The sequence below is a fragment of the Microbispora triticiradicis genome (assembly GCF_005864065.1).
Taxonomy (GTDB): Bacteria; Actinomycetota; Actinomycetes; order Streptosporangiales; family Streptosporangiaceae; genus Microbispora; species Microbispora triticiradicis.
On record NZ_VANP01000005.1, the window covers coordinates 274,553 to 295,119 of the forward strand.

Below are 20,567 nucleotides of genomic sequence, written 5' to 3' on the forward strand. Positions count from 1 at the left end.
GCGCGAATCGCCGCAATGGCACGGCCCACCGCCTGCCGCCATTCTCCACACCCGCCGTTATCCGCTTTTTTTCAGCTTTGATACATCCGGCCCACCAGGGGTTTTGGTCGTCACGGCGAATTCCTTGCGCTGCATCTGAATGAAGATCGGGTAGGCACGAGTTCATCGCGTCAGAGCGATCACGGGATTTCCCAGAAACAGCTCGATCTGATGCGCCATGTCCAGATCGCATGCTGCATGCGCATTCTCGGGAGAATTCGTGCGCGTTCTTTCTCGCAAAACGTCCCTGGCCGCCTGCGCCCTCACCGTGGCGGCCCTGACCGGAGCCCCGGCCCAGGCCTCGGCCACATCCGGGCAGGCGGCGGCCGGGTCCGCCAAGGGCGTCCCGGCCGCCGCGCCTCCGGCCCGGAGCGCGAACTGGGGCACGCCCTGCGGACCGCCGTTCGTGCAGGACGACAAGCTCCTCGGACCGCTGGTCCTGCCGCACACCTCCCCGCTGAGCGAGATCCTGGCCGGCTACCGGCGGTACGGCGGCCTCATCCCGGCCGACTTCCTGCGCCGTTATCTGAACCCGGCCACCAACTTCTACCGCTTCCCTCCGGACTCCGGCTTCGCGCACGCGGGCGGGTTCAGCAATGCCCGCGTGCTCGTCACGCAGGTCAAACTGCCGATCGGATACAAGGTGGACCGCTTCGGCGGGGAGACCGGCGCGTTCCTCGCCCCCTACGGCACGCCGTTCCCCGCCCGGGCGCTGCCGCCCAGCAACCTCAACAACGCGCCGGGCGACCCCCACCTGTGCAACTATCACGTCTACCGGGTGATCCGGCCGTTCTACGTCGACGGCGGCCCGGCGGCCCCGGCCTTCCAGCAGCCCGGCCAGGGCGAGCAGTTCCACACGATCGCCCGGTACATCCCCGGCGCGCCGGCCAACCCCGACGGCGAGGTCTCCATCGGCTGGCTGGTCGGAAACGGCTACCTCCTCCCGCTCAACTGACGGCCCCGTCATCCGTCGGCGGTGAGGCGCAGGACCAGGCCGGCCACCTCATCCGGGCGAGACAGGAACGGGTGGTGGCCCGCGTCGATCTCCACCACCCGGTCCGCCCGCGCCGCCTGGGCGCGCTGCAGGGGCGGCGGCGTCCCGTTGTCGCAGGCGCAGACGAGGTAGGTCGAGGGGATCTCCTTCCAGGCGGCGGCGCCCACCGGCCGGACGGTGACGGCGGCGGTCTGCCGCACCAGGCGGGCGTGCGCCCCCGCGACGGCCTCCTCGTCGCAGTCCTGCAGGAACGTCTCCGTCGCCGTCTCCGGGCGCACGCCGAACGTCCCGTCGGAGCCGAAGTCGAGGTAGGGCGAGGGCCCGCCGTCCCCGAAGGACGACAGGCTCTCGCCCGGCTCGGGCAGGAAGCTCGTCACGAACAGCAGGTGCCGCACCGAGTGCAGCCCCGCGGCGGCCTCGGCCACGACGACGCCCCCATAGCTGTGCGCCACCACCACGACCGGACCGGCGACGGACGCGAGATGCGCGCGAACCGCCGCCACGTCGTCGGGCAGCGACGGCCCGTCGGCGCCCGGGAGCCGCCCGCCCTCCTCATGGCCCTCTCCGCAGCTCGGCAGGGGCGGCGCGCCGCTGGGGACTCCCTCGGACTCCAGGATCGCGGCGGTGCGGTGCCACCACCACGCTCCGTCCCGCACGCAGGCTCCGTGGACGAACACGACACGCACGACGGCCTCCTCCGACGACGGTAGGCTTATAAGCGTAATGCGTGTTACGTGAAAGGCGGCCGCGATGCCCCGGCGTCCCCAGCCGGAGATCAGGGCCAGGCTGCTCGCCGCCTGCGCCGACCACCTCCTCGCCCACGGCCTGCCCGCGAGCCTGGCCGCCCTCGCCACGAGCGCCGGCACCTCGCCGCGCATGCTGATCTACCACTTCGGCACCCGGGAACGGTTGCTGCGCGAGGCGCTCCAGCAGGCGAGGACCCGTCAGCTCGCGTTCTTCCGGACGGCCCTCGCGCCCCGGGACGAGCCGTACGCGCGGACGCTGGAGCGGGCCTGGCGCACGCTGACCGCCCCGGAAGGCGCGCCGTTCCTCCGGCTGTTCGGCATGGTGCACGGCACACCCGAGGGGGCCGCCCTGTGGCCGGACTTCCGCGAGGCCGCCACCACGGACTGGCTCGGCGTGCTGGAGGAGGGCCTGCGGCCCGAGCACGGCGAGGCGGCCCCCGCCCTGGCGACCGCGACGCTGGCGGTCGTACGCGGGCTGCTCCTGGACCGCGACACCACGGGAGACGACGGCCGCACGGCCACCGCCTTCGCCGCGTTCCTGCGCCTGCTCGGCCCGGACGGAGCACGGCGCGCGATGCCGTAGCGTCCGTGTGTCGGATACGTAAACCATCCGATGCGCCAGGTCAGGGCGGAAACCACAATCGGCGAGGTGGTCACCCTGCTGTATGCCGAGCGGAGCCCCAGTTGAGCCTCGTCGTCCTGCACCGATGGTCCGTCGGCGGGCAGGAGGACGGAACGGCGAAGTACCTGGACCCGTTCGCGCCCGGCGGTGAGCGGGAATGGCCCTACATCCGCTGGACCTCCGAGGAGCGGGAGATCGGCTTCCCGGCCACCCAGCTCGTGCCGTCGTGGACGGCCGCCACGCCCCCCGGCGCGTGGCTGGAGATCGAGATGCGGGCCCGGACCGTGAGCGGCGCCCTGACCAAGTGGTACGTCATGGGCCGGTGGGCCGAGAGCGACGCCGACATCCACCGCACGTCCCTGCCGGGCCAGGGGGACGCCGACGGCGACGTGGCGGTGGACACCCTCGTCGCGGCCCGGCCCGTCACGTCGTACCGGGTGCGGGTCACCCTTTACGGTGGCGGCGGCCACGTGCGGTCGCTCACCGTGATGGCCTCCTCCGTACGGCCGGGCACGAGGGGCGGCGCCGCGCCGGGAACCATGGGAGCACGGGGCGCGCGGGGGGTCGAACTGGACGTGCCGCGCCGGTCGCAGAAGGCGCACCTCGGGCACTACCCGCAGTGGGACGGCGGCGGGGAGTCGTGGTGCAGCCCCGCGGCGTTCACCATGGTGCTCGGCTACTGGGGACGCGGGCCCACTCCGGCGGACCTCGCCTGGGTGACTCCCGGCGATCCGTGCCCGGCCGTCGACCACGCCGCCAGGGACATGTACGACCACAGCTACCAGGGCACCGGCAACTGGCCGTTCGGCGTCGCGTACGCGGGCCGCTACGGGCTGGACGGCTTCGTCACGCGGCTGCGCTCGCTGAGCGAACTGGAGCGTTTCATCGCCGCCGGAATCCCGGTGATCACCTCACAGGCGTTCCGCGAGCACGAGCTTCCCGGCGCCGGATACTCCACGAGCGGCCACATCATGGTCGTCACGGGGTTCACGGCGGAGGGCGACGTGATCGCGAACGACCCCGCCGCGCCGGACGACGACGGCGTACGGCGGATCTACCCGCGCGCCGCCTTCGAGAGCGTCTGGCTGCGCGGCACGAGCAGCGGGGGGATCGTGCACATCGTCCACCCGCCGGGTACGACTCTTCCGGACTCGGGGGGGAACTGGTGACGATTCGGGCCGTGGACGTCGCGCGGGTGGACGACCGCCCGCTGTGGGTGGAGATCTCGGGCGACGAGGTCTGGTGGGACGAGCCCCGGCCGCACGAGGGCGGCCGGCGCTGCGTGGTGCGGCGGACGGCCGGCGGCGCGATCGAGGACGTGCTGCCGCAGGGCTGGAACGCCCGGAACCGGGTGATGGAGTACGGCGGGCGGTCCTGGCGCGCGCACGAGGGCCGGCTGGTGTTCACCGACTGGGCGGACGGCCGGATCCACCTGTGCGCCCCCGGCGGGGAACCGGTCCCGCTCACCCCCGAGGGCCCCGCCCGCTACGCCGACCTGGTGGTGCGCGGCGACGAGGTCTGGTGCGTGCGGGAGCAGGGCGGCCCCCGGAGCGCGGACCGCGACATCGTCGTGGTGCCGCTCGACGGCTCCCCTCTGCGCAGCGTGGTCGCGTCCCACCGCTTCCTGATGAACCCCCGGGTGTCGCCGGACGGCCGCACGCTCGCCTACATCGGCTGGAACCACCCCGACATGCCCTGGGACGCCACCGAACTGTGCGTGGCGCCCGTCGCCGGCGGCCCGCACCGGGTGCTGCTGTCCGGCGCGTCCACCTGCCAGGCCGAGTGGCGCGACGACGAGAGCCTTTACGTCGTGACCGATCCCACCGGCTGGTGGAACATCCACCTCGTGGGGCTGGACGGCACGACGTGTGACCTCACCCCCGTCCCCCTGGAGTTCGGCGACGCCACCTGGAAGATCGGCGGCACGTTCTTCGCCGTCACCGGCGGGCGGATCGCCGCCGTGTACGGCACCGCCGACGAACGGCGGCTCGGCGTGCTCGACCGGCCCCTGCCGAACGGCTCGGGCGGCGCCGCCATCCGCGACGTCGGCGGCGGCTACACCTTCTGGGCGCCCACCCTGTCGGCGCAGGGCTCCCACGTCGTCGGCGTCGCGGCCTCGCCGCACCGGCCGTACGAGGTGGTGCGGGTCGACCTGGACACCGGGCGGCACGAGGTGCTCTCCCCCGGCAAACCGGTGCCCGGCGACGCCGAACTGCCCACGCCCGAGGCCGTGACCGTCGACGGCGTCCACGCCCACGTGTACGCCCCGCCCGGCGGCGGGCCCGCGCCGTACGTGTTGTTCGTCCACGGCGGGCCGACCGGGTCGGCGGCGCCGGTGCTCGACCTGGAGATCGCCTACTTCACCAGCAGGGGCATCGGCGTCGCCGAGGTCAACTACGGCGGCTCGACCGGATACGGCCGGGCCTACCGCGAGCGCCTGCGGCACAACTGGGGGGTCGTCGACGTCCGCGACTGCGAGACCGTGGCGCGGTGGCTGCTGCGCACCGGGCGGGCGGAGAAGGTGGCGATCAGGGGCGGCAGCGCGGGCGGCTGGACCTCGATGGCCGCCCTCGTCCACAGCGACGTCTTCTGCGGGGCGGTGTCCCACTACGGCATCTCCGACCCCGAGCGCTGGGCGGCGCAGACGCACGACCTGGAGTCGCACTACCTCGACGGGCTGATCGGCCCGCTGCCCGAGACCCGCGACCGGTACCTCGACCGGTCGCCGGAACGGCACGCCGCGCGGGCGTCGGGCCCGGCGCTGCTCCTACACGGGCTGGAGGACAAGGTGGTCGATCCCGCCGAGTCCGAGCGCTTCGCCGCCGCGCTCGCCCGGCACGGCCACCGGTGGGCGTACCTCACCTTCGAGGGGGAACAGCACGGATGGCGGCGGGAGGACACCATCGTCCGGGCGCTGGAGGCGGAGCTCGCGTTCTACGGGATAGTCTTCGGCTTCCCCACGCCCGAGGTCCCACCGCTGACACTGCACAACGGGGAGGCACATTGAGGGAGCGGAGCGACAGACACGGTGCGATTCGCTCCTGCGACTCCGAGCCGTCAGGCGAGGAGACGGCATGAGCGAGGTCGCGGCGATCTGTTCGGAGCTGCTGAGGATCGACACCACCAACGACGGGTCGGGCGACGGCCCGGGCGAACGGCGGGCCGCCGAATACGTGGCGTCCCTGCTCGCCGAAGCCGGGATCGACCCGGTGGTGTTCGAGTCGGCGCCGCGCCGCACCAGCGTGGTCGCCCGCATCCCCGGCGACAGTCCCGACGCGCTGCTCCTGCACGGGCACCTCGACGTCGTGCCCGCCGACCCCGCCGAGTGGCGTACGCACCCGTTCTCCGGGGAGATCGAGGACGGCTGCGTACACGGCCGGGGCGCGGTCGACATGAAGGGCACGCTCGCGATGACGCTCGCGTGGGCCCGCGAGAACGCGCGCCGGGGCGTACGGCCCCGGCGCGACCTGGTGCTGGCGTTCCTCGCCGACGAGGAGGCCACCGGGGAGTACGGCGCGGGGCACGCGGTGGAGCGGCACCGCGACCTGTTCGAGGGCTGCACCGAGGCGATCAGCGAGTCCGGCGGTTTCTCCTGGTACGAGGGCGATGTCCGCATCTATCCGGTGGCCGTCGGGGAACGCGGCACCGCGTGGATGCGGTTGACCGCCCGCGGTGTGCCGGGGCACGGGTCCAAGCCCGCCGTGGACAACCCCGTCGCCGAGCTGGCCGCCGCCGTCGCCCGCATCGCCGCCCACGACTGGCCCGTACGGCTCACGCCCGAGGTTGCCCGGCTGATCGAGGAGCTGTCGCGGGCACTCGGCCGGCCGATCGACGTCGACCGGCTGGACGAGGAGATCGAGCGGTTGCCCCGCGCGGCCGCCCTGTTCAAGGGGGTGCTGCGCAACTCGGCCAACCCGACGATGCTGAACGCGGGATACAAGGTCAACGTCATCCCCGGCACAGCAGAGGCCCACGTCGACGGCCGTTTCCTGCCGGGACAGCGCGAGGAGTTCCTGGAGACCGTCGACCGGCTGCTCGGCCCGAAGGTCTCCCGCGAGTTCGTCAGCTTCGAGGAGGCCGTCTCCTCCCCCGCCGACGGGTTGTTCGACGAGCTCACCGCCGCCCTGCTCGCCGAGGACCCCACCGGCAGGCCCGTCCCGTACGTGATGACCGGCGGCACCGACGCCAAGTGGTTCGCCAGGATCGGCATCCGGGGATACGGCTTCGCGCCGCTGCTGCTGCCGCCAGGCCTCGACTACTTCGGCATGTTCCACGGGCTGGACGAGCGGGTCCCCGTCGAGGGCCTGGAGTTCGGCGTCCGCGTCCTCGACCGCCTCCTTATGGGCGATCAGCCGGCCGAATTACCGTGACAGACGCTAGGCGTGCCGGTGATCGCCGCTCGCGCCGTCGATGAGCTCGCGCACGATGTCCATGTGGCCGACGTGCCGGGCGGTCTCCTCGATCATGTGAATGAGCACCCAGCGCAGCGTCATCCTCTCGCCGCGCTCGTTGGTGCCGAGGTCCTCGAGGCCGAACTTCTCGATGACCTCGTCCGAGGACGCGCGGGCGCGGGCGTAGAAGGCGAGGACGTCGGCCGTGGTCTCGCCAGGGTCGACGCGCAGGTCGGCGTCCTCGTCATCGTCGTCGAACGGGAGCTCCTCGTGCTCCTGCCCGAACGTGCCGGCGAACCACCAGTACTCGACGGCTGCCAGATGCTTGACCAGGCCCAGGAGGTTCGTCCCAGACGGGGTCATGGGGCGTCGCAGCGCCTCGTCGTCCAAGCCCTCGACCTTCCACAGCACCGCGTCGCGATGCCGGTCCATGCTGGCCTGGAGGCTTTCCTTCTCACCACCGGTGAATGGGACTCTTCTCATGCCCGGAACGTAACAGTCGCCCCGTCACTCGGGCTAAGTGGTGGGGCCACCCGGCACACCCGCCATGGACCTCGAAGGGCGTGTCATCAGACCTGGTGAACGTATGTGGTCAACGCACTAGACAGGAAAGCGATCCACCCGCAGTGCTGAAGTTGGCGGCCTTGGCCTGGGCGCGGGTGGCGAAGTGACGCCGGTCGAGCAACGACGCCTGCTTCTCAGCGCTGGTCAGACCGTCCTTACGGCGGCCCTCATCACGCTCAGCCTGGACCACCCAGTTAGGTATGGACTGCGCGGTCGGCTCGAACTCCTTGCCCAGTGTTCCACGGGCTGGACGAGCGGGTCCCCGTCGAGGGCCTGGAGTTCGGCGTCCGCGTCCTCGACCGCCTGCTGACGGCGTGAAATCAGCTGTGCCCGGCCGTGGATCGGTGAGACATTCGGAGGATGGGGATCGATCGCGAGGCGTGGGCCGACGGTCTGTTCGGCCCACGGGAGGACCTGCGGGATGGTCTGCTGGACGACGTGCCGGACGAGCCGCTCGACGTCGTGGTCTCGCTGACCGAGTTGCTCGGCACCGCCGGGGAACTCGTGGGCAGATACTCCACTCCGCAGCTCGCGGATGGTCTGTGGTATCTGGCGGCCGACTCCGGGCTGTTCCGGCAGCTCTACAACCCTGCCGTGCCCGAGGACCCGCGAGCCGAATGCGCCGCCGCGATCCGGGAGCTGCACAAGCGGCTGTTCGAACCCCTCTGCGAGAACGCGCTGAGCCACGGCGACCACGGCGCGGCCGTGAAGGAACGCCTCAACAGCATCTGTTACATGTGGTGGGATGTCTTCCCCACCTGGGGCAGCCCGAACGACCCCGCCGCCCGCGGGGTCGACGAGGTGCTGCTGAACGTCATGCGCGGCACCCTCTCGAGTGAGAACGTCGCCTGCGTGGAGAGCGGTCTGCACGGGCTCGGTCACTGGCACACCAGTTACCCGGACCTGGTCGAGAGCACGATCGACGCGTTCCTGCGTGAGCGGCCGGAGATCGGCGTGGCCCTGCGCGACTACGCGCACGCCGCCAGGCGCGGCAGGGTGCTGTGAGCCACCGCACCGGCGCCCCGGCCGTCCCCTGAGCGGCCGGGACGCCGCGAGGTCACCCCAGGTGGAAGGTCATGTCCACGCCTGAGACGGTGTGGCGGACAAGGGCGAACCCGTCCAGGTCGGCGTGCGCGCCGACCGCCTGGCTGAGGCACACCGCCTGCTGCGGGGCGAGGTCCTGCGCCATCTTGGAGGCCAGGTTCACCGGCGCGCCGGCCACGTCCCAGACGCCGGCCGGCGTCCAACCGGCCAGCACCGGACCGGTGTCCACCCCGATCCGGCAGGTCATCCCGACCTCCGCCAGGGCGGTCCGCAGATCGCGGGCGAAACGCACCGCTGGAGCGGGCTCGTCGAACAGGTAGATGGCCAGCGGGCCGGCCACCTTGATCTCGACGGCGCCCTCCGGCGGCAGGAGGCGCCGCCCGGTCTCGCGCATCAGGGCCGACAGGTCCAGCCCCCGCAGGATCGCGACCTCGGATCCGCCGTGCCCGTCCACGACGCCGTCAACGACCTGGTGCACGGCTTCGTCCACGGCGCGGTCGCCGGCGTCCGCCTCGCCGCGCTCGACCAGGACCACCGTCCGCTCGCTCAGGTGCCGCTCGGCGAGCGTCGCGGCGAGCCCGGTGTTCCCCGGATCGCGCTCCAGGCGCAGCAGGTCCTCGTAGAAGGCGGCGGAGTACGGGATCGGATACCGCGCCCCTTCTCCGGACGCCCCGTTAGCGGACGCCCCGTTACCGGACGCGGTCTCGGCGGCGGCGCGCGGGCCGTCGAGCACCCGGTAGACGGCCCGCAGCGGGCCACCGGGGACACCCGGCACGTCCTTCCTGCGCAGGACGAAGGAGTGGCCTTCCGGCAGCCGCTCGGCGACCGCCTCGGTCACCGCGATCTCGCCGCCTTCGGTGTGGTTCTCCGCGAGGACCTCGACGGCGTCGGCCTCCGCGCCGTACAGGCCGCCGTCCAGGTCGTAGAAGCTTCCGTGGTGGACGCCGACGCCGATCCGGACCCGGCAGCGGCGGACGATCTCGTCCTGCGTCCGCAGCAGGGCCGACAGCAGCACGTCGGCGCCGATGGAGGCGGGATGGAACATCTGCGCGTTGTCCGCCGCCCAGACGCCGACCGCCCGGCCTCCCGCCGCCGTGCCGTACGCGTGCAGGAGGCGTTTCGGGCCGTCGATGAGCGCCAGCACCTCCAGCAGGCCGAGGCTGCGGCTGAGCCTGGTCAGCCCTGCCGAGTCGGACACCACGCTGTAGCCGGTGGTGACGTGCGCGCCGAGCAGGCGCCGCGCGTCGGCGGCGGTACAGCCGCTCGCCCGCCACTGTTCGACCAGAGCCATCGGCAGGCCGGGGGCCACATCCCGGGCGAGGTCGAAGGCGCCCGGGTCGTGCCGGGGCATCGTACGATCGGAAGTCACGCACGAACGCTACTTACAGCAAACAGGCAGCCACTCACGGTTTCCCGCCTAAGTTGGAGCGCCCGTTTCCAGGTGAAGACACTCCCGTAATCGCGGGAACAGCGGTCTTCGCGCCCGGGCGCCCCCGGAGGCCGTCACACGTCTGGACCCAGGTCACCGTTGCAGGGCGTCTTCCGCCAGCTGGAAGTCTTCGAACACCGAGTGGCCTTCCGGGACCGATCCACCCAACTCGGTCAGGACACGATTGAGTTCGGCCCGCGCGTCCCTCTTCCGTCTCATCGTCGCCAGTGCGCGCGCCAACGTCAGCCGGGTCTTCAGCATTTCGGGATGCCTGTCGCCGAGCGTTCCGCGCCCGGCGTCCAGCACCGCTCGCAACTCGGCCTCCGCCTCTCGCGGTTCCCCCTGTTCGAGCAGCACACGCGCGAGAAGGTGCTGTGTGGTGATGGTCAGGAAATGCTCGGCACCCAGGAGGGTGCGCACATCGCCGAGCAACGCAGTACATCGTTGCCGACACTCCTCATATCTTCCCTGCCGGAAAAATATGTCATCGAGCACGTATCGCGTGACAAGTATGTAGTAATCACCGGGTTCGAGCACTCTGATCCTGACCTCGAGCACCCGGCGGGCCACTTTCTCGGCCTCGTCGAGCCGATCCGTCATCGCCAGGACATACGCCAACTGGAACAGGCTGATCAGCGTCTGCGGATCTTCCGCACCAAACGCCTTCGACCTTGCCTCGGCGACAGCGCGGTACTCCCGCTCCGCATCGGCGGCGTTTCCGGTGTAAAGCAGCGCCCCTGCCAGCTCGTGCCTGAGATCCAGAAGCCCCGGATCGGATTCCCCGAGACCGCGCACGAGTGAGAGCGCGGTCCGCGTCACGTCGAGCGCGGTGGTGTAGTAGCCCGCGTAGACAAGAGCGGCGATCGCGCGCGCCACGCACTTCGCCATCTCGCCGAGGTACCCGTCCACAGGATGCCGACTGACCTGCTCCAACGCGGACATCATGTGAGGCCGCATATCGAACCAGCGTGGCCAGTCGCGAGGTTCCTCCATCTTCAGCCCTTCGACGGCATGAAGGACGAGCGCAACGGAGACTTTCGTGACGAGCGCGGTCTCCCGCCCCTCGTCCAGGTGGAGGCGGTTGGCCTCCGCGATGAGGGGATGGACCACGATCGCGACGCCATCGACCGGCTGCCCCTCCGCTATGTCGATGAGTTTGACGGACTCGAGCGCCTTCATTCCCTCGGTCACCGCTTCGACGTCGCCGTCGCACAAGTCCGCCAGAATCCCCTTGTCCAGCATCCGGGTGGGGATTGGTATGGAGGGCGCGAAGCACGACAGGGTTCGCAGTATCGGACGCGCCTGACCTCGTCCCTGCGCGTTCAGCATGTCGAGCGACGATTCCCAGGTTCTCGACAGGACGTCACGCTCGCTCTCGCCTTGTTTCATCAGTGTGCTCAGATTGGTTCTCAAGGAGAAGGAGTAGGCGGCGAAACTCGGCTCCGAGGAGAAAGGCGAGGACAGGAGGGAGCCGACATGGCGCAGGGCTAGCGGAAGGAACCCGAGTCCGTCGGCCAGCGCCTCGGCCTCCTGATATGAGCCCGACGACGGCGCGAGGTCACGGAGCATCAGTGCCGCATCCCGCGGATCGAGCGGCCCCACCTTATCGGCGCTCGTGAAGGTCCCCCACTGCGACAGGTCGCCCAGCCGGCTTGTCACGAGCAGAGTTCCCCTGTGTGTGGGGCGGAGCCAGCCGTTCCCGTCGCCGGCCTTGATCGTGCCCACGTCGAGCACCCGGATGTCATCGACGTTGTCGATGATCAGCAACCACTTCTTGTGCCGCTCCAGATATCTCCAGACGAGGTCGGCGGGATTTCCGCGGCCGGCCAGAACATCCTCGACCTCGTTTTCCCTCGCCCCGAGCGCGCGTGCGATGTCCACCATGGAGGTGATGAATTCCGGCGAGGTAACACCCGAAACCCACCACACCATCCGCCTCCTGCCAGCGACTTCCTGGGCCGTCTTGATGGCTATCGCGGTCTTACCCGAACCGCCCAGGCCGTGCAGTAGGTGAACCTTTCCGTTGGGCCGCCGCACGGCCTTTCGGAGCTTTCGGCGCACGGCCTTCCGGTCTCTGAATACCTTGGGCAGCCGCCCTACCGGCGGCCTGAGAATAACTCGTGGGTCCAGCACTGCACTTCCGGAAGGAAGAGGGTCGTGCGGCTTCTTCCCGCCATCCCGTCTAAGCTGCAAATACGCTATTACTACCCCGATCACGCCGACGGCCGACCCGACCACTTTCAAAGATAATTCAACGTCCACCATTCCAGACTAAAGACCATGCGGATCGGGTACAAGCAGGCAACCGATCGCAGGGAACGATCGGAATCACACCCGCCTAGAAATCCGACATTCCACGGGAAACGGGTCACCTACTGCTGCGACGCCTGGACGACCTGCAGGCCGTGGAGGGCGATCACGACCTGCGGGGCGTGAATCCGGCTCGGCTTCGTGGGATAGGAAACCGACAGCGCCGTGACGATGCCCGTCCCCCCGCGGTCGGCATGGGCGAGCGGCAGTTCCCAGGTTCTGGCTGGGACGTCGCGATTGGCGGCCGCACGCTGGGCATGTGCTCAGACCCCTACGTACCCCCTAAAGCTCCACAAGCCCAGGGACGGGGAACGGACACATCATTACAGTGAAGATATGTCTGGTGAAACGGTGCCCGGTCGGGGCGAGCTGCGCGCGTCTGACAAGGATCGAGAGCAGGTCGTGGAGCTGCTACGAGTCGCCGCCGGAGACGGCCGGTTGAGCTCGGACGAGTTGGACCAACGGATCGAAGCGGCGCTGACGGCGCGTACCTATGGGGAGCTCGATGCGCTGACCACGGACCTCCCCGCGGCCGGACGGGCGTTGGCGGCCGGTCTTCCGAAGGAGATGACGCGGATCGCGGTCGGCAGCGCGAGCGCGAAGCGCGACGGCGCTTGGGTGGTGCCGCAGCGCATGCAGGTCGAGTGCAAGAGCGGATCCGTCCTCCTCGACTTCACCGGTGCCGTCATCTCTTCACCCACGTTGGAGATCGAGGCGTCGGTGGGCAGCGGATCGGTGACGCTGGTGGTTCCGCCGGACGTCCTCGTGGACGTCGAGGATGTGGCGGTGGGCAGTGGCAGCGTGCAGAATCACACGCGTGTCGCCCCTGGCACGCCGGTTCGGCTGCGCGTCCACGTGACGGGGAGGATCGGCCCAGGCACCATCATCGTGCGATAGCACGGGCCGCCCCGCAGCGGTTTCCGGCGACAGCCGCCGCGGCGTCCGAGGCCGCACAACGCACTCCCCGCCGACGATTCGGGCGGCCCTCGGGCATGCGGGTCAGCGCAGGCGGGGGTCGAGGGCGTCGCGGACGACGTCGCCGAGCATGAGGAAGCTCAGCACGGTCGCGGTGAGGAACAGCGCCGGGAAGACCAGCAGGTGCGGGTGCTCGGCGAAGAACGTCTGCGCCGTGTTGAGCTGCAGGCCCCAGGACACGTCGGGGTACTGCAGGCCGACGCCGAGGTAGTCGAGCGTCGCCTCGCCCGCGATCACGTTGCCGACGTTCAGCATCGCGACCACGAAGACCGGGGCGACCGCGTTGGGCAGGATGTGCCTGACCATCAGCCTGCGGTCGCTCGCGCCGAGCATGCGGGCGGCGGCGACGTAGTCCATGTGCTTGATCGCGATGACCTGGCCGCGCATCAGGCGGGTCATCGTCGTCCAGCCGAGCAGGACGAGGACCAGCGTCATCGCCCACATCCCGTGGTCGGGGAAGGCCACCAGCACGACCGTCGCCCCCAGCACGAAGGGGACGCCGAAGAACACGTCGGTGGTCCGCGAGATCAGCGCGTCGGCGAGGCCCCCGTAGAACCCGGCGACGAGCCCGAGCACGATGGCGATCAGCAGGGCGAACACGGTCACCGCGACGCCGACCACGACGGACGCCCGGGTGCCGTGCACGACCTGCGACCAGTAGTCGCAGCCCTGCAGGTCGTATCCGAACAGCGCGCCGGCCTGCGGGCCGCGCTTGGACATCCGCAGGTCGCAGCGCTCGTTCGGGCCCAGGGCGGCGAACAGCCCGGGGAAGGCCGCCATCGCCGACGCGACCAGCAGGACGGCGGCGGAGAGCCAGAAGACCACCCGGCCGCGCAGTTCCAGCCAGGCGTCACGCGCGAGCACGGCGGATCCTCGGGTCGAGCACGCCGTACAGAAGGTCGACGGCGAGGTTGGCGGCGATGAAGACCATGACGAGCAGGGTGACGACGCCGACGACGACCGGGCCCTCCTGGAGCTGGATCGACTGGAACACCTGCTGGCCGATCCCGGGCAGGTTGAAGATGCCCTCGGTGACGACCGCGCCCGCCATGAGGTTGCCGAAGTCGACGCCGAGGTAGGTCACGACCGGGATCAGCGAGTTGCGCAGCGCGTGCAGCCCGACGACCCGCCGCCGGACCATCCCCTTCGCGGTCGCCGTACGGACGTAGTCGGCGCGCAGGTTCTCCACCAGCGAGGTGCGGGTGAGCCGCGCCACGTACGCCAGGCCGAACGAGCCGAGGACCATGCCGGGCAGCAGGTAGCTGCCCGGCCAGCCGTCGTCGGTCCCCGCGGTCGGGAACAGTCCCAGGTTGAGGCCCAGCACGATCTGGGCCGTGTACCCGACCACGAACACCGGGACCGCGATGACGAACGTGGTGCCGGCGAGGACCGCCGTGTCGGCGGCCCCGCCCCGGCGCAGCCCGGCGAGGACGCCGAGGCCGATGCCCACGACGAGTTCGAAGACCCAGGCGGTCAGCGCGAGCTGTGCGGTGACCGCCCACCGGTCCTGGAGCAGCTCGCTCACCGGCTGCCCGGTGAAGGTCTCCCCCAGGTCGCCGCGGAACACCCCGAGCATGTAGTGGCCGTACTGCACGAGCAGCGGCTCGTCGAGGTGGTAGCGCTGCCGCATGACGGCGAGCACCTGCTCGGGCACCGGCTTGTCGCCCGCGAGCGCCAGCATCGGGTCGCCGGGCAGCGCGAACACCATCGTGTAGATCAGGAAGGTGGTCACGACGAAGACCGGGACCGCCTGCGCCAGGCGCCGCGCGGCGTACCTCACTCCCGCGTCACCCCTGCTTCACGCTGATCGCGTAGAGGTTCTTGCTGTACGGGGTCACGTTCACGCCGCTGATCCGGCCGGAGAAGCCGACCTGGTTCTGCCAGTTCCACAGCGGGATCATCGGCATCTCGGCGAGCGCGACGTCCTCGGCCTTCTGGTAGAGCGGCAGGCTGGCGTCGAGGCCGGGCGCCGAGTTGGCCTGCTTGATCAGGTCGTCGAACTCCTTGTTCTCCCAGCCCATCCGGTTGCCCGCGCCCCACATGTACTCCAGGTAGTCCTGCGGGCTGGGGTAGTCCATGACCCAGTTGTTCCGGTACGGGCCGTCCTCCTTGCGCTCGCGGAGCGACGACAGGTAGTCGGAGGCGGGGACCTTGCGCAGCTTGATGTCGGAGATGCCGAGGTTCTGCTTGAGCTGGTTGGCGACGGCGGTCATCCACTGCTCGTAGCTCGGGTCGGCGTTGGAGAACCACAGGGTCAGGGTGCCGCTGAAGCCGCCCGCCTGGTCGAACAGCGCCTTGGCCTTGGCCGGGTCGTACGTGCAGGCCTCGCCGCAGGCGTTCTCCCGGTAGCCGGGCACCAGTGGCGCGAGCAGCGACGCCATCGGCTTGAACGCGCCGTCGTAGACGGCGTCGACGATGGCCTTCCGGTCGATCGCCATCGAGAACGCCCGGCGCAGGTCGCGGCTGGCGAACCGCTTGTCGAACGTCGGGAAGCCCAGGTAGTCCATCGTGCCGTCGGGGGTCCGCAGGAACCGGTCGCCGAGCAGCCGCTGCGCCTCGGCCGTGCTGGCCGGCGGGATCGTGGTCAGCAGGTCCACCCGGCCGGCCCGCAGGTCGGTGTAGGCGGTGTCACGGCCGGCGTAGATCTTGAAGGTGACCCCGCCGGCCTTCGCCCTGCGCTCTCCGTTGTAGGCCGGCGACCGCTTGACCTTGATCTGCCGGTCGTGCTCCCAGGCGCCGTCGAGGACGAACGGCCCGTTGCCGACGGGCGCCTGGTCGTACGCCTTGAGGTCGGCGAACGCCGCCTTCGGCATCGGCGCGAACGCGATGTACGCCAGCGTGATCGGGAACTGGCTGAACGGCGCGGTGAGCGTGACCTCCAGGGTGTGGTCGTCCACGACCTTGAGGCCGCTCATCTTGTCGGTGGACGGGTCGCCCTTCTCGGGGTTGAGCTTGTCGTAGCCCTCGATGTTGGCGAAGTAGTAGTTGTTGGTCCACCCGTTCGGGCCGTAGGCGGTGGCGTTCCAGGAGTCGGCGAAGCTCTGGGCGGTGACGGGCTCGCCGTTGCTGAACGCGCCCCCCTGCCTGATCTTGATCGTCCAGACCTTCTGGTCGGTGCTGGTCACCGACTCGGCCGCGCGCATCACCGGCTTGCCGCTGGCGGCGTCGATGGAGACCGGGGTCTCGAAGAGCGTGTCGAGCACGGTGATCGAGTAGTCGCTGGACGTGTTGCCGGGGGTGAGGTGGTCGGGCTCGGTCAGCGCGACGGAGAAGCGGTCGGCGTCCGCGCCCTTCGCGCCGCCGGACGAGGATCCTCCACAGCCGCCGCTCAGCATGACCGCGGCCGCGGCGAGGGCGGCCGCCCGGCTTCTCGTGACCCGCACTGTGCTCCGCCTCTCCGTGGTGTTGCGGGTGAGGGTAGGAAACGGGGCCGCCGTCTGCATCGGAGACTTTACGTATTGCTCGCGAGATCTTTACCGGGCAGTCTGAGCGTGGAGGATCGTTGACATCCTCCCCTCCTGCAGGGAGGGGAGTCCAACCCTCACAGGTTGGTCTTCCTGCTTCGCTGCCGGTTGCCCGCTCGGAGGACTCCGTTGAGGTCTTACACCAGCTCCACAGGCGTTTCACCTCTCCGCCGGCCCGGCGGCGAGGATGTTTCTGGCGGCGTTGACGTCCCGGTCATGGACCGCGCCGCAGGCGCACTCCCAGGTTCGGACGTGCAGCGGCATCGACTTCTGCAGTGCCCCGCAGGCCGAGCACAGCTTGGAGGAGGGAAACCACCGGTCGATCACGACGAGTTCCCGCCCGTACCACCCGGCTTTGTACTCCAGCATCGACCGCAGTTCCCGCCAGGAGGCGTCGGAGATGGCGCGGGCGAGGGAGTGGTTCTTGACCATGGCGCGGACGGTGAGGTCCTCGATCACGACCGTTTGGTTCTCATGGACGAGCCGAGTGCTGAGTTTGTGCAGGAAGTCCCGGCGCCGGTCGGCGATCCGGGCGTGGGCGCGGGCGTCCTTCAGCCGGGCCCTGGCCCGGTTCGCGCTGCCCGCCGCTGTGCGGGCGAGCGAGCGCTGGGCCTTGGCCAGGCGCCTGTGGCCGGCCCGCTCATGCCGGGGGTTGGCGACCTTTCCGTTCTCGTCGGTCACGCCGGGGATCGGGCGGGACAGAGCCACCAGGCTGGTGATCCCCGCGTATTTGGCCCGCTTGGCGAAGAAGTTCGCGAAGGCGGCCTGCAGGTGCCGCAGCGCCTGCTGCAACGGCACGGACGACACCTCGGCCAGGAACGCCAGCTCTTCGGTGCGTTTCCACGCCGTCAGCGCGGCCGAGGACTCCGCGTAGCAGACGCGGGCGCCCTCCCGGGTGTAGGCGCGGGTGCGTTCCTCCAGCGCCTTGTTGTACACCAGGCGCACACACCCGAACGTCCGGGCAAGCTCGGACGCCTGCGCGGGGGTGGGGTAGAAGCGGTACTTGTAGGCCCGCCTCACCGTCTGCGCCACGCCGCACATCATGCCACCCGATCAGCTGACGATCGCGCGACTTCCTACAGCGGTTCGCCTTCCGGCGAAACGCCTCCCCCCGCCCTGCCCCGCAGGCAGCCCGATTCCTCCCCCGCCTGAAGACGGGGGTTCCCTCGGAGGGATCGATGAACCCAATCAGCCTCAGCGCCCGCGGCCTGCACGCGGTCGCCGAGCTGGGCTTCCAGGTGGCCCGGCAGGGGGCGCACGGGGCGATGACCGCGCTGGGCGAGGTCATCCCCGTGGAGGCCTACGAGTTCGTCGCGTTCGACCCGGCGACCGGCCGGCACCGCTCGCTGGTCTCGGCCGGGTACACCCGCGTGGACGACGACGCGGCCGAGGAGTACGCCGGGCTCGACGCCTACCGCCGCGCGATGTCCGCGCGCACGCCGGTCGTCATGGGCTCTCCCGGCACCGAGCGCTACTTCCGCCGCCATCTGGAGCCGTACGGCTGGCGCTCGGGGATCACCACGCCGCTGTTCCTCACCGGCGGGCGCTACACCGGCCTGCTGCACGTCGGCTCCCGCGCGGACCTGCCGCCCGAGGCGCCCGCGGTGATCAGCGCGGTGTCGCCCGCCCTGGCCCACCTCACCGACGTGACCCGCTGCGTGGTCGATCCCCTCGGCCTGCCTCCGGGCTTCCACGCGCTGGCGTTCGAGCGCGGCGGGCGGCGGCGCGACGTGGCGGGCTGGCCGCCCTCGCGGGCCCTCGCCGCCGAGCCGGCCATGGCGGACCTCGCGCGGGAGTTCATCGACTCGCGGGAGCTGTCGCGCCGCGGGCTGTGGCTCGACGGCACGGGCCAGTGGCGGGAGATGCGCCTGCACCGGGCCGGCGTCGGCTTCCACGGCTCCATCCAGGGCGCGGTTCTCGCCGAGCGTCCCTGCGCGCTGCCGTACGACCTGACCACCCGGGAGATCGAGGTGCTGACCCGGGTCGCGCGGGGCGACTCCAACCCCCAGATCGCCGCCGCGCTGGTGCTGAGCGTGCGCACAGTGACCACTCATCTGGAGCACATCTTCGCGAAGCTGGGCTGCGACAGCCGTACGCGCCTGACGACCAAGGTCCTCGCCGAGGGACTGGGCCGGCTCGACATCGCATAATGATCGCCCTGGCGGGACGCGCCGGGGCCAGGTCCGACATTATTGGCGCATGTCGGTTCACGAGCGTCGGCGCCTCCCCACGGGTCTGGAGCTGCTGTTCGGCGACGGCGGCGACGGCCGGGTGCTGTCCGCCGGCCTGCCGCCGGGGTCCCTCGTGTGGCCGGACCCCGACTACGACCGGATGCGCACCCATCACCGCCCGTCGTTCTGGCTGAGCGACGAGCCGGTGCCCGCCGGGCTGTGGGCCCGGCTGCGCGCCGAGCACCCCCGCTCGGGCCTGTGGCCGGTGCTGCTGGAGGACGGCGTGCAGCCCTGGTCGGCCGGGCAGATCGCGCCCGACTCGCCCGAGCAGGTCGACTACTTCACCGCGGCCGGGTTCATGGCCGAGGCGTGGCAGGACCTGCTGCTGGGCCACGAGGCCTACCTCGCGCCGTTCGGGGCCGAGTGTCCCGGGCCCGCGCCGCCCGCCGCGCCGGTGGCCGACCCGGACGTGGTGGCCGACTGGTACGCCGACGTGGTGGCCGAGCGCATGACGCTCCTGGGGCTGGCCGCGGTGGGCCGCGGCGCCGACGCGATGGTCGCGATCGGCTGGCAGGGGGCGCTGCACCACAACGAATGGACCGTGCCGCTGGCGGCCGTCGTGCGCAGCTGGGAGGAACGGTTCGGGGCGCGGGTCGTCGGCATGGGGTTCAACACCCTCGACCTCAGCGTCGCCGCGCCGCCCGCCACACCGGCGCACGCGTTGCACGTCGCGGCGGAGCACTGGACGTTCTGCCCCGACAGCGTCCTGCAGGGGCCGGGCACGCTGGCCGACTACGCCGAACAGCTTGTAGGCAGCAATGCCTGGTCATTCTGGTGGGATTGAAGGTCCTCGCGGTTTTCCCGGGTGATCGGCATTCGACACATCGAACTTACCGGAATAATCATTCATGGTTGATCCGGAGCGAGGGAGGCCGAGTGGACGGCGCGGAACTGGGTGGCCTGAACGCGGGTGGCCCGGATCGGGGCGGCCCGGACCCGGGAGGCCCGCGGCCCGCCAAGGTGGCGGGCCTCGACGTCGGGCGCGCCAACATCGCGCGGATGAGCGACTACATCCTCGGGGGCAAGGACAACTTCGCCGCGGACCGGGAGTTCGCCGAGAGCCTGATGGCCATCGCCCCCGAGGTGAAGACGATGGCCGTGGACACCCGGACGTTCCAGGAACGGGTGGTCCGCTTCCTGGTCGACCAGGGCGTGCGGCAGTTCCTCAACGTGGCGTCCGGCCTGCCGACCCGCCGCAACACCCACGAGGTCGCCCAGGAGCTCGCGCCGGACGCCCGGGTGGTCTACGTGGACGACGACCCGGTGGTGCTCAGCCACGCCCGGGCCCTGCTCGCGCGCACCCCCGGCACCGGGGTGGTCAAGGGCTCGCTCCTGCGCCCGGCGGAGATGCTGGCCGACCCCGAGATGCTCAGGCTCGTCGACTTCCGGGAGCCGGTCGGGCTGCTGATCCCGGCCCGGCTGCAGTACCTCCCCGACTCCGACGAGCCGTACAAGTGCGTGGCCCACATGCGCGACCACCTCTCCTCAGGCAGCTACCTGGCCCTCGGCCACGCCGTCTTCGACACCCGGCCCGAGCTGGCCGCACCGCTCGTCGAGCTGTTCCGGCAGATCGTGGCGCGGGCCGACGAGGTGCCGCGGACCAGGGAGAAGGTGCTGCGCTTCTTCGACGGGACCGAGCTCGTCGAGCCCGGCCTCGTCTACATCCGGCAGTGGCGGCCGGAGGCGCGGGAGAGCGTCACGCGGGCCCAGCGGGTGTGGATCGTCGGCGGCGTCGGCCGCGTCCCCTGATCGTCGCGC

At 70.7% G+C, this 20,567-nt stretch carries 17 protein-coding genes and 1 pseudogene; 10 read left to right on the plus strand and 8 right to left on the minus strand.

Annotated features, from left to right (window positions below; all coding sequences use genetic code 11):
* Positions 1–259 precede the first annotated feature (259 nt).
* On the plus strand, positions 260–994 hold the full coding sequence (locus tag FED44_RS15365) for a TNT domain-containing protein (RefSeq protein WP_111701547.1): 735 nt from the start codon (positions 260–262) through the stop codon (positions 992–994).
* An 8-nt stretch (positions 995–1,002) separates the two neighbouring features.
* Here the strand turns inward: FED44_RS15365 and FED44_RS15370 are convergent, their stop codons facing one another.
* Positions 1,003–1,719, minus strand: a complete 717-nt coding sequence (locus FED44_RS15370; protein WP_138461090.1) for an alpha/beta hydrolase — start codon at positions 1,717–1,719, stop codon at positions 1,003–1,005.
* 64 nt (positions 1,720–1,783) lie between these two features.
* Here FED44_RS15370 and FED44_RS15375 point away from each other — a divergent pair, with 64 nt between their 5' ends.
* From FED44_RS15375 to FED44_RS15390, 4 genes are all read left to right on the plus strand, one after another.
* On the plus strand, positions 1,784–2,362 hold the full coding sequence (locus tag FED44_RS15375) for a TetR family transcriptional regulator (RefSeq protein WP_138461091.1): 579 nt from the start codon (positions 1,784–1,786) through the stop codon (positions 2,360–2,362).
* A gap of 101 nt (positions 2,363–2,463) precedes the next feature.
* Positions 2,464–3,570: a C39 family peptidase gene (locus tag FED44_RS15380; protein ID WP_244301954.1), complete on the plus strand. Its 1,107-nt coding sequence runs from the start codon at positions 2,464–2,466 to the stop codon at positions 3,568–3,570.
* Positions 3,567–5,408 carry a S9 family peptidase gene (locus tag FED44_RS15385; protein ID WP_244301956.1) on the plus strand — a complete coding sequence of 614 codons (1,842 nt, stop codon included), beginning with the start codon at positions 3,567–3,569 and terminating at the stop codon, positions 5,406–5,408. The genes FED44_RS15380 and FED44_RS15385 overlap by 4 nt, the downstream gene beginning before the upstream one ends.
* A 67-nt stretch (positions 5,409–5,475) precedes the next feature.
* Positions 5,476–6,771 (plus strand): M20/M25/M40 family metallo-hydrolase, encoded by a 1,296-nt coding sequence (locus FED44_RS15390; protein ID WP_138461092.1) that lies wholly within the window; start codon positions 5,476–5,478, stop codon positions 6,769–6,771.
* A gap of 6 nt (positions 6,772–6,777) precedes the next feature.
* Here the strand turns inward: FED44_RS15390 and FED44_RS15395 are convergent, their stop codons facing one another.
* A complete protein-coding gene (locus tag FED44_RS15395) occupies positions 6,778–7,275 on the minus strand; it encodes a DinB family protein (RefSeq protein WP_138461093.1) in 498 nt (165 codons plus the stop codon).
* A 441-nt stretch (positions 7,276–7,716) separates the two neighbouring features.
* Here FED44_RS15395 and FED44_RS15400 point away from each other — a divergent pair, with 441 nt between their 5' ends.
* Positions 7,717–8,361, plus strand: a complete 645-nt coding sequence (locus FED44_RS15400) for a hypothetical protein (protein WP_138461094.1) — start codon at positions 7,717–7,719, stop codon at positions 8,359–8,361.
* 52 nt (positions 8,362–8,413) lie between these two features.
* On the opposite strand, the gene FED44_RS15405 is transcribed toward FED44_RS15400, so the two are convergent.
* On the minus strand, positions 8,414–9,769 hold the full coding sequence (locus FED44_RS15405; protein WP_208759007.1) for a nucleotidyl cyclase domain-containing protein: 1,356 nt from the start codon (positions 9,767–9,769) through the stop codon (positions 8,414–8,416).
* Positions 9,770–9,922: 153 nt separating this feature from the next.
* Positions 9,923–11,866 carry a tetratricopeptide repeat protein gene (locus tag FED44_RS15410; RefSeq protein WP_167521481.1) on the minus strand — a complete coding sequence of 648 codons (1,944 nt, stop codon included), beginning with the start codon at positions 11,864–11,866 and terminating at the stop codon, positions 9,923–9,925.
* A 609-nt stretch (positions 11,867–12,475) separates the two neighbouring features.
* On the opposite strand from FED44_RS15410, the gene FED44_RS15415 reads away from it, so the two are divergent.
* Positions 12,476–13,036, plus strand: a complete 561-nt coding sequence (locus tag FED44_RS15415; protein WP_167521482.1) for a DUF1707 SHOCT-like domain-containing protein — start codon at positions 12,476–12,478, stop codon at positions 13,034–13,036.
* Positions 13,037–13,138: 102 nt separating this feature from the next.
* Here the strand turns inward: FED44_RS15415 and FED44_RS15420 are convergent, their stop codons facing one another.
* The 4 genes and pseudogenes from FED44_RS15420 to FED44_RS15435 all read right to left on the minus strand — a co-directional run bounded on the left by FED44_RS15420 (position 13,139) and on the right by FED44_RS15435 (position 17,619).
* Positions 13,139–13,978 (minus strand): ABC transporter permease, encoded by an 840-nt coding sequence (locus FED44_RS15420; protein WP_244301957.1) that lies wholly within the window; start codon positions 13,976–13,978, stop codon positions 13,139–13,141.
* Entirely contained in the window at positions 13,965–14,894 is a 930-nt protein-coding gene (locus FED44_RS15425; protein ID WP_111701538.1) for an ABC transporter permease, read from the minus strand. The genes FED44_RS15420 and FED44_RS15425 overlap by 14 nt, the downstream gene beginning before the upstream one ends.
* Before the next feature lie 7 nt (positions 14,895–14,901).
* Complete coding sequence (locus FED44_RS15430; RefSeq protein WP_167521483.1) at positions 14,902–16,497, minus strand: peptide ABC transporter substrate-binding protein; 1,596 nt, start codon at positions 16,495–16,497, stop codon at positions 14,902–14,904.
* Positions 16,498–16,587: 90 nt separating this feature from the next.
* Positions 16,588–17,619, minus strand: a pseudogene (locus tag FED44_RS15435) (RNA-guided endonuclease TnpB family protein).
* 137 nt (positions 17,620–17,756) lie between these two features.
* Here FED44_RS15435 and FED44_RS15440 point away from each other — a divergent pair.
* The 3 genes from FED44_RS15440 (at position 17,757) to FED44_RS15450 (ending at position 20,558) form a co-directional block, all read left to right on the plus strand.
* On the plus strand, positions 17,757–18,728 hold the full coding sequence (locus tag FED44_RS15440) for a helix-turn-helix transcriptional regulator (protein ID WP_111701536.1): 972 nt from the start codon (positions 17,757–17,759) through the stop codon (positions 18,726–18,728).
* A 49-nt stretch (positions 18,729–18,777) separates the two neighbouring features.
* Positions 18,778–19,593, plus strand: a complete 816-nt coding sequence (locus FED44_RS15445; protein WP_111701535.1) for a DUF4253 domain-containing protein — start codon at positions 18,778–18,780, stop codon at positions 19,591–19,593.
* 92 nt (positions 19,594–19,685) lie between these two features.
* A complete protein-coding gene (locus FED44_RS15450) occupies positions 19,686–20,558 on the plus strand; it encodes an SAM-dependent methyltransferase (RefSeq protein ID WP_244301959.1) in 873 nt (290 codons plus the stop codon).
* Positions 20,559–20,567 lie beyond the last annotated feature (9 nt).

Coding starts and splice junctions, on each gene's coding strand:
- FED44_RS15440 (WP_111701536.1), top strand. CDS start 17,757: ATGAACCCAATCAGCCTCAGCGCCCGCGGCCTGCACGCGGTCGCCGAG.
- FED44_RS15390 (WP_138461092.1), top strand. CDS start 5,476: ATGAGCGAGGTCGCGGCGATCTGTTCGGAGCTGCTGAGGATCGACACC.
- FED44_RS15400 (WP_138461094.1), top strand. CDS start 7,717: ATGGGGATCGATCGCGAGGCGTGGGCCGACGGTCTGTTCGGCCCACGG.
- FED44_RS15395 (WP_138461093.1), bottom strand. CDS start 7,275: ATGAGAAGAGTCCCATTCACCGGTGGTGAGAAGGAAAGCCTCCAGGCC.
- FED44_RS15415 (WP_167521482.1), top strand. CDS start 12,476: ATGTCTGGTGAAACGGTGCCCGGTCGGGGCGAGCTGCGCGCGTCTGAC.
- FED44_RS15445 (WP_111701535.1), top strand. CDS start 18,778: ATGTCGGTTCACGAGCGTCGGCGCCTCCCCACGGGTCTGGAGCTGCTG.
- FED44_RS15375 (WP_138461091.1), top strand. CDS start 1,784: ATGCCCCGGCGTCCCCAGCCGGAGATCAGGGCCAGGCTGCTCGCCGCC.